Raw genomic sequence first — 11,909 nt, forward strand, 5'->3', positions numbered from 1 at the left:
TCATCCCAGCGGCGCGACGGGCGAACACGGGCTCGTCGTTACGCCCCCGGCATCGGCCGCGATCGTGGCCGACGGCGGCGACCTGCTCTTCGCGCGTCAACCGCGATTCGCCGTGGATGCGATCGCGGTCGAGGTCGTCAAGGGCGGAGCGCACGGCGGCGAGAGCGCGCAGGCGTGCGCGCAGCGCGAGTTGCGCGAAGAACTCGGCATCGTCGCCGCGCACTGGGAATCGCTCGGCATCCTCTACGAGATTCCGTCGATCGTGCGCGAACCGATCTCACTCTTTCTCGCGCGCGGCATCGAGCACGTCGATACGGAACTCGAAGACGTCGAGACGATCGAACTCGTTCGAATGCCCGAAGAACTCGCATTCGCGGCGGCGGCTTCGGGACAGATCAACGATGCGGTTACGGTTGCTGCGCTGCTACGCTATGCGTGGCGTTCGGGCGCGTTGCGCCGCGAGAAAGCTTAGAGAGGTTCGGGCGGTTGCGTGGAGGCAACCCACAAATGCTCGGGCTCGTCCAATTCGCGATTGATCGCGCGCGACCACACGAAGAGCGCGTCCGAGAGCCGATTGATGAATCGCACCGTTTCGGCGGAAACGTCGGGTTCCTCATCGCGCAGCGTTACCATCAATCGCTCCGCGCGGCGGCAGATCGTGCGCGCGAGATGAAGCAACGCGCCGGGCGCCGATCCGCCGGGATGGATGAAGTTGTGCAGCGGCGGAAGGCCGGCTTGCGCCTCGTCGATCGCGCGTTCGAGCGCCAGGGCATCGCTCGCAGCGATCAGCGGCATGTTCGCCCAGCGATTCGCCGGCAACGTGGCGAGTTCGGCGCCCAAGTTGAACAGCGCGTCCTGCGTCCAGGCGAGCCATGCGTCGAGGCGCGCGGCGCGCGCGTGTGCGCCGAGCACGGGGCGCAATGCCGATCGCGCGGCGCCGATCGCGCTCGAGAGTTCGTCGATCGTGCCGTAACTCTCCAGACGCAGGCTGTTTTTCTTGACGCGCTGACCGCCGACGAGTCCGGTGGTCCCGTCGTCGCCGGTGCGCGTGTAGATTCGCGTGAATTTCGGCATGCCGACTCCTTCGTCGTTGCGCCCCGGAACCTTCGGCCGCCTCGCGAAGCTACGGTCTGACGACGTGACTCGGTCATTGGCGATTTTGCGACGTACCCCGATTACTGGGTCCTGTCGTCTCGAGATTGACCGTTCGGTGCTCAGTAGTGGCGCTGATTGCGGGCTTCCTCCACGCGGTCAGACGACTATCACGAACGCAACGTGGCAAGGGGCACTTTACTGGTGACCGCGATTCGTCGTTTGTATGGAATTGCGCTTTGCCTGATGGCCGTCGTGACGATCTCGTGTTCCGCGCGGAATCGCCACTCGCTCCACTCATCGGCCACCAGAACGACTCCAAAAAACATGGACTCGTTTAAGTATATTTCTCGCGGAACGTTTACGAATGCGCCAGAGGCGCTACTGCTCGTCGACGAAGTGCATAGCTGGAAGCCAGGCATGGTGGTTGTGGTTGTGAGAGAAGGCGCGCTCTGTTTAAAGCCATACAATCCGCACTCGATTATCGTCACGGGCATCAATTACGGCGACCTTAAACGAGGGGACGTCTTGCTTTACGGCTTCGTTGAGGTTTCTGGAGTGCGAAAGGCGGTAATACACAAACTTAGAGCGGATGAACGATCGCGATTTAAAAGTGACTTAGGCGCGTGCTGAGTCGCAGGCGCGACGCGAACCAAGCGGCTTTACTTTGATCTCCCACGTGCGCATCCCAGCACATCGCGGCCAATCGGAACCGATCTGGTTGCTTGGCCCCACCCTAAACCGTCTGTCGTTGCGCCCCGGAACCTTCGGCTGCCTCGCGAACGTACTACGGCCATGAACGACGTACGATTCGACCGGCGCGCTTTCTTGGCGAGCGGCGCGGCACTTTCGGCGACGCTGCTTTTGCCGGGATCCGCGCGCGCCCAATCGCTCGACGCCTCGATCGCGATCGACGCAAGCCGCCCGTCGCACCGGGTGCCCGCAAACTTCATGGGCTTGAGCTTTGAAGCCTCAAACGTCACCGGGAGCCAGTACTTCAGCGCGCAGAACGACGAACTGATCGGATTCGTGCGCGGTCTCGGCCCCGGCGTGTTGCGTATCGGCGGAAAGAGCGTCGATCGAATCGTGTACGCCGTCGACGATCTGCGCAACCTCGCCGCGTTTTCGCGCGCGACGGGTTGGCCGGTATTGCTCGGCCTGAACCTGGGCGCGTCGAACCCGCCCGAAGCGGTGGGACAGGCCGAAGACGCGGCGCGCGCGCTCGGCGATCGTCTGCTGGCGTTCGAGATCGGCAACGAGCCCGAGCGGTATGCAGCCAACGGCACGCGCGCGTCGGACTACGGATATCGCGCGTATCTCGATGAGTTCGTGACGTTTAGCACCGCGATTCGCTCGCGCGTTCGGAACGCGCGCTTCGCGGGACCGTCGGTTACGGCGAACACCGACGATTGGACCGTTCCGTTCGCGCACGACGCGCGAACGCACATCGCGCTTCTAACCGCGGGATACGATCGGATGGGTGCGCCCGCCGATTCGAGCGTCACGATCGACCGGCTGCTGCACGGGCACGACGACGATCGGCTCGAGCACACGCTCTCGAGCCTGCGCGACGCCGCGCTGGCGGCGCGCACGCCCTATCGTCTGGCGGCATGCAGGCCGACCTCCGGCGACGGAAAGTCCGGCGTAACCGACACGTTCGCCGCGGCACTCTGGGGACTCGATTTCGCGCATCGGGTGGGGGCTGCGGCCGGCGCCGGTATCAACGTTGCGGCCGGCGGCACGGGCGCGAACACGCCGCTCTTCGAACGGCCGGATGGAAACGGCAATTTCAGTTCGCGCCCGCTCTATTACGGACTCCAATTTTTCGCACCGTCCGCCGGCGCGCGCATCGTGCCGCTGCAATTGGGCGGCAGTCACCCGAACGTGCGCGCCTACGCCGTGCGCCGCGACGACGGAAGCATTCTGGTGACGGTCGTAAACCCCGACGCGCGGGATGCGGCGGCGGTCAGCATCTCGGGCACCGGTCTGGATACCGCAACGGTTCGAACTCTCACGGCTTCGTCGCTCCGGGCGAAATCGGGCGTGTCCATCTCCGCACCGAGCCCGGCGCAGGGCAATCCGATTGCGGTCGCGCCGGGTTCGGCCAGCCTGATCACCCTCACTCGCTGACGCACTCGGCGCCGCGACAAGGAGGCTCGCTTCGGGGTTTCTCCGAATCGGGGCCGGTCATGTCCGAAGCACTGTTGGTCAAAGAGATCCCGCGCAAGGCGGACGATCTCTCCGCATGGTACACCGCCGTCTGCATCAAGGCCGAGTTGGTTTCGTACTCGCCGGTTCGCGGGTGCGTCGTTCTGCGGCCGTACGGATTCGGGATGTGGGAGAACCTTCAGAAGCATCTGGACGAACGATTTAAAGCAACGGGGCACGAGAACGCCTACTTTCCGCTGCTGATCCCGGAGCATCTGCTCGCCAAAGAGGCGGAGCACGTCGAAGGCTTCGCTCCCGAAGTCGCCTGGGTCACCCATGGCGGTCAAGAGAAACTTACCGAACGGCTGGCGATTCGCCCGACATCCGAAGTGATCATCGGTACGATGTACGCACAGTGGATTCAGTCGCACCGCGACTTGCCGGTGCTCATCAATCAGTGGGCCAACGTCGTGCGCTGGGAGAAGGCGACGCGTCCGTTCCTGCGCACGATGGAGTTCCTATGGCAAGAAGGCCACACCGCGCACGCCACCGCGCAAGAAGCCCGCGAAGAGACGCTGCGCATGCTCGACGTCTACAAAGAGTTTGCGGAGAACGTGGCGGCCGTGCCGACGTACGCCGGCGCGAAGAGCGCGAGCGAGCGCTTCCCGGGCGCGATCGAGACCTATTCGATCGAAGCGCTGATGCCCGACGGTAAGGCGCTGCAGTCGGCGACCTCGCACGATCTCGGACAAAATTTCAGCAAGGCCTACGACATCACGTTCGCGGACGTCGACCAGCAGACCAAACACGTGCACACCACCTCATGGGGGATGTCGTGGCGCATGCTCGGCGCGCTGATCATGGTGCACGGCGACGACCGCGGCCTGCGGCTGCCGCCAAAGATCGCGCCGCTCGAAGCGGTCTTCGTACCGATCGTGAAGGGCGGCAACGATGCGGCCGTGCAGAAGGCGCACGAGCTTGCGAAACAATTGCGCACGCAGGGCCGGCGCGTACGCGTGGACGATCGCGACTATTCCCCGGGGTGGAAATACAGCGAATGGGAGATGCGCGGCGTACCCTTGCGCATCGAAATCGGTCCGCGCGATTTAGAGTCGGGCAGCGTCATGGTCGTGCGCCGCGACAAAACCAAGGGAGAGGACGGAGCGAAGACTGTGGTTCCCTTCGAGCGGCTCGGCGAGACCGTCGGCGAACTGCTCGATGCGGTGCACGCCTCGCTCTACGAACAAGCGCAGCATTTCCTCAACGGTCACACCTATAAGGTGGACGATCGCGAAACGTTCTACACGCTCTGCAAGGACCGCGCGGGCATGATCGACATCCCGTGGTGCGAACGCGCCGAATGCGAGGCGCACGTCAAGGCCGAAACCGGCGCGACCACCCGCAACACCCGCCCGCTCAAAAGCGCAAACGCATCCTGCGTTGCCTGCGGCGAACCGGCCCGAGTACAAGCCTACTTTGCCCAATCATACTAACGTGCGGCAACTCGCCGTCCTTCGACAGGCTCAGGATGACAAGCGGTAACCGCGTCTTTTCTTTTGTCATGCTGAGCTTGTCGAAGCACGCGCTCGTTTTGGTCGTGCTGTTGCTTCCGTTGCAGGCGCACGCGCAGGCGCTGCACGTGCCGGCCGCGTCGCCCTCGGTCGCAACGCTGGATGCCGATTCGCGCGCGGAGGGCAACGAAAAAGCGTTGGCGATCGCAATCGGCAAGACAATCTTCGCAAGCGAGTGGCCGGCCCAAGTGCTCAAGGTGCACGCGGACGGAATCGACTCCCACCGCGTCGCGGGTCTGGTCCTCTCGGGCGTGAAGTTCCACCAACGGCTCTCGGCGAGGCAGTTCTTCGATGAAGTTGAGGCGCTGGTCGGGCAAACGTTCCGCACCGCCCCAGTGGAAGAGGTCGATCTCTGGACCACGGTCCCGCTCTCGGTGGGCAAAGGGATCGTCGTTTCGGGCGACCTCGCCAAGCCTTCGAGCCGAACGGTCTTTACGCTAAGCGTCCGGCGCGGCGAAACGCCCGCAGCCCTCGCCCGGCGCCTCCACGCGCACCAAGGCATCTTCCTCGACGAGGACTGGGCCCGCACCGCTTTTAAAGGACACTAAGATGCCACATCATTCAAGCGAGCCCTCGGGAAGCGCCCAAGTCAGCACCACATCAAGACGCGCCGCAATAGCGGAGCCCAGGGCGGAGCGCCTTTAAAATGTACAAGAAGACGACGCTTCCGAACGGCGTGCGCGTGGTGACGGAGGCCATGCCGGCATTTCGCTCGGCCTCGATTGGGATTTGGGCGGATGTCGGGTCGGCGGCGGAACGCCCCGAGCAGCGCGGCATCTCGCATTTGGTCGAACACATGCTCTTCAAAGGCACGCAGACGCGAACGTCGCGGCAGATCGCCGAAGAGATGGACGGCGTGGGCGGCAACCTCAATGCTTTCACCGATAAAGAGTCGACCTGCTACTACGCCAAGGTCATCGATCATCACGTACCGCTGGCCATCGACGTGCTCACCGATATGTTTCTGCATTCGCAGTTCGATCCGCAGGAGCTGGCCAAGGAGCAGAAGGTCGTCCTCGAAGAGATCAAGATGTACGACGACTCGCCCGACGAGATGATTCACGACCTCTTCACGCAGACCATGTGGCGCGGAAGCGATCTCGGCGCGCCGACGATCGGCTTCGCCGATACGGTCATGCGCGTGACGCCGGGCGATCTGCGCGAACACATGCGCAAGCATTACGCACCGAATTCGGTCGTGGTCGCGGCGGCCGGAAACGTGGATCACGACGCGATCGTCGAACTCATGCGTGCGAAATTCGCCGCCTTCGAGGGATCCTGCGCGCTTCCCGTTCCCGACGCCCCCAAGGCGACGCCGGCGGGGCTCTTCAAATTCAAGGAAAGCGAACAAGCCTACGTCGTTATGGGCGCGCGCGGTCTCTCGGTTCGCGACGAACGCCGGTATGGTTTAAGCGTTCTCGACACGATCTTGGGCGGCGGAATGAGCAGCCGTCTCTTCCAAGAGATTCGCGAAAAGCGCGGCCTCGTGTACACCGTGTACTCGTTCCAAGCGGCGTATCGAGCGACCGGACTCTTCGGCGTCTATGCGGGCACGTCGGCGGAGAGCGTGCGCGAATGCGTAAACGTGATCGGCGAGCAGTTCGCCCTGCTGCGCGAACATCTCGTCGCCGACGGCGAACTGAAACTCGCGAAGGAACACATCAAAGGCAACTTGACGCTCGCGCTCGAGAGCACGTCGAGCCGGATGATTCGTTTGGGCCGTAGCGAGTTCTCGCTCGGGCGCCAAGTGACGACCGAGGAGATCGAGGCGAAGATCGACGCCGTAACCGCGGACGACATCCGAGCGCTCGCGCAAGAGGTGCTCGCCGAAGAGCAGCTCGGCCTCTGCGTGCTCGGGCCGGTCGACGAGTCGGCCGTCGATTGGAATAGAAGCGCTGCATAATCACGTCGCGGCCGGATTCTGGTCGTGGGAACTCGTGGGCGCGATGCTCATTACGTTCATCGTGCAGGGCGTCACCATCGGCGCCTACGCGGCGCGTCTTTCCGGCGTTCTAACCGGCCGGATCGCGACCTCGATCTCGCTTTTCAACTTGTTCGTAACGTTCGGGCGCTTGGCGAACATTTTTTCCGGCATCACCGTGGGCCCGTTGACCGACGGGGCGGCCAAACGAGCGGCCGTGCTGCACGCGACTCACAACGCGGCAGCGTTCGACGCGTTGCTGGGAACCACGCTTTGGCAACTGCGGCTCATCGTGTTCGCCGGCACGCTCGGCATGATCGTCTTCGCGCTCTTTTTGCCGATGTTCATCTATCTCTTTAAGCGCGGCGTCAAGTCGTTCGAGAAGCGCGGCTCCATTCCGCACTCGCTCTTCCGGCTCGCCGATCCGGCCGTGATCCGCGATGCCGTCGGCGCCAATCGCTTTCCGAGCCTGAGCATCATGCGCACGTTTTCCTCGACGGCGCTGCCCAAACGCATGTTGATTTTCAACGTGCTCATCACGGCGGCATACTCGATCGGCGTCGTCTCCTCGTACTATGCGAGCTTGCTGGACATCGACTCGGCACGCACGGCGCTAGGGCTCTCTGGAATCATCAACGGTGTCGGAACGGTAGCGTTCACCCTCTTCGTCGATCCAACGTCCTCGATGATCACCGACGAGGCCGTACGCGGCGTCCGGCCGGTCGAGCACGTTCGGTCGATGGTCTTCTATCTGGCCCTGACCGCGATCGCCGGAACCATCTTATCGCAGTTGATTCTGTGGCCGTCGGCGAAGGTGATCGAGCTCGTCGCACATTTCTTCACGCACATACGATGAAACGGCTTATGCGAATCTCACACCTGGCCAAACTCGCGTGCCTGGGCGCGGTGCTCCTCTCAAGCGCCGGCTGCGCCGGACCGGTGCAGCGCTGGATCGTCAATACCCGCGTGAATCAGGGTGCCTCCGCGCTCGTGCGCGGAAACCTGCACGAAGCCGCGCTCGCCTACCGCTTGGCGCTTCGCGTCGATCCGGCCGACCAGCGAGCGAGGACCGGATTTACGGCCGTTTCGATCGATATCGCGAGTTCGGATTACCGGCGCGGAAACTTCGACGACGCCCTTGCAACGCTTAACGCGGCCGCGAAGTACGACCCTTCGAGCGTCCGCATACAAGGACTCCGATCGGCGATCGCCGAGGCGAACCTCAAGCGTGAGATCGTGATCTCGAATTACCCGACCTACACCACGGCCGGCGAGCAGATTCAGAAATCGTACGCGACGCTCAACGAGCAGAACAAGCTCATTTTGCGCAGCATCCACCGATTCAATTACACGTACGATACGAACGATTTGACGAGCGCGATCGAGCAGTCCTACGAAATGCAGCTCGACATCGCCAAGAACACGAACCGGCTCATCGCCTATCGTCAACTCGTAGAATCGGGCGCCCCGCAAGCCCAAGCGCTCTCCACCAAAAACGCCTCGTCGGCCTCGCTGCTCCCGCTACCCTAACGCATCGTCCTTCGACAGGCTCGTCCTTCGGACGGGCTCGTCCTTCGACAAGCTCAGGATGACAAAGGGGGGGCGTTCTTCTTCTTTTGTCATGCTGAGCCTGTCGAAGCATGAGCTTGTCGAAGCATGAGCTTGTCGAAGCATGGGGCTTGTTAGGACGGAAGGCAGAGGTGGTGGCGCTCGAGCCACGCCCGGGCATGGCCGGCTTTTTCGGCGTTGCGGAACGCGCGCCATTGGGCTTCGGCACCGGGTAGAACCTTCTGCGGATCGGTCTCGTACACGATCCATTGCGCGTTAGGATTTATGACCGGGAAACGCGCCATCCACGCGCAGAGTTCGACGTTGCGACTGAAGCGGTTCTTCTCGATGTCGACGAAGTAACGCGCGCCCTTGCGAATCGCGCTCTGTTCGTCGAAGGGCGTCCAAAGATACGGATCCTCTTCCCATCCGTAGCGATGAATGTAGTATAAAATCGAGGGATCGTAGTGACCCATCACGATCAACGCGTTCGGAGCCAGCGTCCGATCGAGCGCGATTGCATTGCGATAGACGCTCTTTGAGTAGGCGTAATACGGCTTCGCGATCGCGCGATTCTGCTCCACCGCGAGTGCGAGTAAGAGCACGCCGGCGAGTGCGGCCCCAACCTTGTAGGGACGCGCGAGCGCACTGGCGGCGAACGCGCAAGCGACGCGTGCGAGGAATGCGGCTCCCGTCAGCGCCGCAAGCGGCAGCAGCAGGTACATGTAGTAGTCCACGCGTTCGACGGTCACGACGACGTACGTATAGAGCAGGCCGCCGGCGAGCCAGCCCCAGAGCAGCGCGCGAGAGCGTGCGGCGCGCGGAAAGAAGATGAAGCCGAGCAGCCCGAGCGCCGTGCAGACCGGGCCGAGCATCGTCCACGTCAGCATGCCGAGAACCTGACGAAAGCGCGCCCATTTCAAGGCGAAACCCGCCGTCGTGGTTGCGGCGGCCCGCAGCGCGGGAATCACGTGCAGCGTGGTGATACCGCTCGCCCAGTGCCACTCCGCGTGCGCCGCGACCGCCTTGTCGTAGGCGTACAAGAGCACGAGCGGCACCACGACGAGCATGGCGATGCCGGCCCAACGCATCGTGCGTCCGTCGCGCAGCCGCTGCGCGATCGTCGCGGCGAGCGGCACGAGCGCGGCAAGCGAGACCGGCTTAGCCAGATACGCTAGAGCTAGCAGAGCCGTTGCACCGCCGACCCGGCGCCAGCCCAGCGTCTCGTCGTCCACCAGCAATCGCGCAATCGCATACAGCGCTACGGTGAGGAAGAACACCATCGTCGTGTCGGGCATGAACGTGCGGCCGTAGTAGAAACTTCCCGGCATGATTGTGAAGAGTAACGCTGCAAAAAGCCCGGCGAGCGGACTCGTGAAGAGCCAACGCCCGAAGAATCCGAGAGCGGCAACGGTCCCGAGCGAAAACGCCATGGTGATCAGCCGTCCGAAGATCTCGTGGACGCCCAGAATCTTATAGAAGATCGCCGCCAAGAATGGAACGATCTGCAGTTCCAGCTCGACGTAGTTGGGCGGCGGCCCGTTGTAGTTCGTCTGCGGATAGAGCAGGTTGAACTGCAACTGCGCGAAGTTCCGCGCGATCGACGCCGTGTCGCCCTGGCGCCAGCCCGGATGATCGAGAATCGGATCGTGGATGCCCTTCAGACGCAGGGCCAATGCCAACAGAAGGATCGCGCCCAGGCCGATCCGCCACCAGAGGGCGGCAGATAAACCGAGGATCAATTTACGTGCTTGAACGTCCAATATTTATTCAGGAAGAAGTTGACGAACACGCCGGCCGCGGTAGCGGCAAACCAGATCGTCGTGAAGTGATCGAAGTGTTGCTCGGCCGCGACCCAAAAAATCAATTTGCCGAAGAGCAACGCGATGAAGGAGACCGTGAGAAACTGCGCGCCTTCCACGAGCGCGTTGCGCTCGGAACGAAACGTCCAAATGCGGTTGAGGAAGTAATTCGAAAAACCGCCCGCCATGAACCCGATCGCGAAGTCGGTAAAATCGGAGTAGCGCGCGCGGTCGTGCAGGATGTGCGCGACGATCGCGTTGATCGCCAAACCCGAGACGCCGACGATTCCAAACTTGACGAACTGACGAACGCCGCGGCGCTGTGCGAGACCGCCGATCGAATTATGCAACCCAATACCAATCTGCGAACAAAACGGTGAAGAGACCCAGAAGCGGCAGCGAAAACGCGACGATCGCATTGTTCGCGCCGGGGCGGCGCCCCCAGAGCGCGAGGATCACGAACATCGGGAAGAGCACGAGCGCGAAGCGGGGCATGCTCATCAGGCTCGAGGTCGACATCGGCACGAGAATCGAGAGTCCCATGTACGCGATATACGACGGTTTGAGTTTGCGCCAGCCGGCGATGAGAACGCCGATCATCAGCGCGGTGAAGACCAGTTCGAGCAACTGCTGCGCGACCGTCAGACCCGCGGTCGCATGCTCGATCTTTCCGAATGTCGCGATGACCGAGGTCCAGGGCGCCGCAAAGTGGCGATTCCAGTGGCTCTGGACGTGCGAGAAGTAGAGCGGGTCGCCGTTGAGCACCCAAAGATAGCCCATATAGAGCGCGAGTCCGAGCGGAATGAGGGCGATGAAAAAGAGTTTGCGCACGCCGGAAGCCAGGTCGTTGCGGTACGCGCCGTACCATTCGATCGCAAACGGAACCACCAGCAGCACGCCCTCGACGCGCGTCATGGCCGCAAAGAGCCCGATGAGCCCGGCCAGCCACCATTTGTGCTCGCGCATATAGTAGAACGACGCAACCGTCAGCAGGAAGAAGAGCGCTTCGGTGTAGACCGCGGAGAAGAAGACCGCCGTCGGAAAGATCGAGACGTAAAAGATCGCGCGCCGTGCGACCGTGCGATCGAACTCGTGCTCGACGAGTTTGTAGAGGAAGATCAAGCCGAAGAAAAACGCCGTCGTCGAAATGAGCAAGCCGGCGATAAGGTAGTTCCCGGCGGGATGACCGAGCAGCCGAATCAAGTACGGATAGAGAGGGAAGAATGCCATGTCCGTGCCGTGATAGCCGTTATGCGCGATGTCGAGATAGTGGACGGCATCCCAGCGGCTCCAAACGTTGAGCAGGAGGTGGCGCGACTCCTCAACGTGCGTGCCGGCGCGCTGACCGATCGTTACCGCGGCGAGTTCGGCGATGACGATGATGGCGAAGCGCGTGATGGCGAAGTCCACGAGCACGTCGCGAACGGTCGCGTTAAAACGCGCGGCGATGAGAATCTTCGCGATCAAGAAGATGCCCGCGCAGACGACCGCCAGCGCCGCACCGCGCGTGATCGCGATCGGCAGCGCGAACGACAGCCAGAGCAATACGAACGGGATCCACGTGAGCGCGTCGTACTGCAGCGAGCGATCGAGTTTCACGCCGCAGCGCCGTGCGAAGTATCCGCCGTAGGCGGTCCAGGCCCACACCACGAGAACGGCGGCGAGCACGACGCTTACCGGGAGCCCGATTTCGGAGATGGCGGCGTTTTGGATGGGTACGAGCATTTCGTACCAGATGAAGAATCCGAGCGTTAGCCCGGCCGCCACGACGGCCGCGAGCGGACCCCAACCGGCCACAAAAAGCGAGCCGCTGTGAGGAAAGCGCAT

11 protein-coding genes are annotated in these 11,909 nt (G+C 62.7%); 7 read left to right on the plus strand and 4 right to left on the minus strand.

Annotated elements, in window-relative coordinates:
• The coding region (locus tag VIG32_06875) for an NUDIX hydrolase (GenBank protein ID HEY8297730.1) at positions 1–472 on the plus strand (472 nt) is incomplete at its 5' end.
• On the opposite strand, the gene VIG32_06880 is transcribed toward VIG32_06875, so the two are convergent.
• Positions 469–1,074 carry a cob(I)yrinic acid a,c-diamide adenosyltransferase gene (locus VIG32_06880; GenBank protein ID HEY8297731.1) on the minus strand — a complete coding sequence of 202 codons (606 nt, stop codon included), beginning with the start codon at positions 1,072–1,074 and terminating at the stop codon, positions 469–471. The genes VIG32_06875 and VIG32_06880 overlap by 4 nt on opposite strands.
• Before the next feature lie 813 nt (positions 1,075–1,887).
• Between VIG32_06880 and VIG32_06885 the strand changes: the two genes are divergently transcribed.
• The 6 genes from VIG32_06885 to VIG32_06910 all read left to right on the plus strand — a co-directional run bounded on the left by VIG32_06885 (position 1,888) and on the right by VIG32_06910 (position 8,262).
• Positions 1,888–3,222 (plus strand): hypothetical protein, encoded by a 1,335-nt coding sequence (locus tag VIG32_06885; protein HEY8297732.1) that lies wholly within the window; start codon positions 1,888–1,890, stop codon positions 3,220–3,222.
• Between the two features lie 59 nt (positions 3,223–3,281).
• Entirely contained in the window at positions 3,282–4,733 is a 1,452-nt protein-coding gene (gene proS / locus VIG32_06890; GenBank protein HEY8297733.1) for a proline--tRNA ligase, read from the plus strand.
• A 68-nt stretch (positions 4,734–4,801) separates the two neighbouring features.
• Positions 4,802–5,359, plus strand: a complete 558-nt coding sequence (locus tag VIG32_06895) for a hypothetical protein (protein HEY8297734.1) — start codon at positions 4,802–4,804, stop codon at positions 5,357–5,359.
• Positions 5,360–5,457: 98 nt separating this feature from the next.
• Positions 5,458–6,714, plus strand: coding sequence for a pitrilysin family protein (locus VIG32_06900; protein ID HEY8297735.1), 1,257 nt, complete (start codon positions 5,458–5,460; stop codon positions 6,712–6,714).
• 43 nt (positions 6,715–6,757) lie between these two features.
• On the plus strand, positions 6,758–7,588 hold the full coding sequence (locus tag VIG32_06905) for a DUF2837 family protein (GenBank protein HEY8297736.1): 831 nt from the start codon (positions 6,758–6,760) through the stop codon (positions 7,586–7,588).
• Positions 7,585–8,262, plus strand: a complete 678-nt coding sequence (locus tag VIG32_06910; GenBank protein ID HEY8297737.1) for a tetratricopeptide repeat protein — start codon at positions 7,585–7,587, stop codon at positions 8,260–8,262. The genes VIG32_06905 and VIG32_06910 overlap by 4 nt, the downstream gene beginning before the upstream one ends.
• Before the next feature lie 152 nt (positions 8,263–8,414).
• On the opposite strand, the gene VIG32_06915 is transcribed toward VIG32_06910, so the two are convergent.
• From VIG32_06915 to VIG32_06925, 3 genes are read right to left on the minus strand one after another with little or no spacing between them, the layout of a single operon-like run.
• Positions 8,415–10,043 carry a glycosyltransferase family 39 protein gene (locus VIG32_06915; GenBank protein ID HEY8297738.1) on the minus strand — a complete coding sequence of 543 codons (1,629 nt, stop codon included), beginning with the start codon at positions 10,041–10,043 and terminating at the stop codon, positions 8,415–8,417.
• On the minus strand, positions 10,019–10,432 hold the full coding sequence (locus VIG32_06920; protein HEY8297739.1) for a GtrA family protein: 414 nt from the start codon (positions 10,430–10,432) through the stop codon (positions 10,019–10,021). The genes VIG32_06915 and VIG32_06920 overlap by 25 nt, the downstream gene beginning before the upstream one ends.
• The gene (locus VIG32_06925; protein HEY8297740.1) at positions 10,425–11,909 is read right to left on the minus strand and encodes a mannosyltransferase family protein; all 1,485 of its coding nucleotides are present in this window, start codon (positions 11,907–11,909) and stop codon (positions 10,425–10,427) included. Before VIG32_06925 ends, VIG32_06920 begins: the two co-directional genes overlap by 8 nt.

It is taken from the genome of Candidatus Baltobacteraceae bacterium, from assembly GCA_036559195.1.
Lineage (GTDB): Bacteria > Vulcanimicrobiota > Vulcanimicrobiia > Vulcanimicrobiales > Vulcanimicrobiaceae > JALYTZ01.

Excerpts from the sequence above, each read along its gene's own strand:
- VIG32_06905 (HEY8297736.1), top strand. The coding sequence starts at position 6,758 with ATGCTCATTACGTTCATCGTGCAGGGCGTCACCATCGGCGCCTACGCG.
- VIG32_06885 (HEY8297732.1), top strand. The coding sequence starts at position 1,888 with ATGAACGACGTACGATTCGACCGGCGCGCTTTCTTGGCGAGCGGCGCG.
- VIG32_06910 (HEY8297737.1), top strand. The coding sequence starts at position 7,585 with ATGAAACGGCTTATGCGAATCTCACACCTGGCCAAACTCGCGTGCCTG.
- VIG32_06900 (HEY8297735.1), top strand. The coding sequence starts at position 5,458 with ATGTACAAGAAGACGACGCTTCCGAACGGCGTGCGCGTGGTGACGGAG.
- VIG32_06895 (HEY8297734.1), top strand. The coding sequence starts at position 4,802 with ATGCTGAGCTTGTCGAAGCACGCGCTCGTTTTGGTCGTGCTGTTGCTT.
- VIG32_06880 (HEY8297731.1), bottom strand. The coding sequence starts at position 1,074 with ATGCCGAAATTCACGCGAATCTACACGCGCACCGGCGACGACGGGACC.
- proS (HEY8297733.1), top strand. The coding sequence starts at position 3,282 with ATGTCCGAAGCACTGTTGGTCAAAGAGATCCCGCGCAAGGCGGACGAT.
- VIG32_06925 (HEY8297740.1), bottom strand. The coding sequence starts at position 11,909 with ATGCGCTTTCCTCACAGCGGCTCGCTTTTTGTGGCCGGTTGGGGTCCG.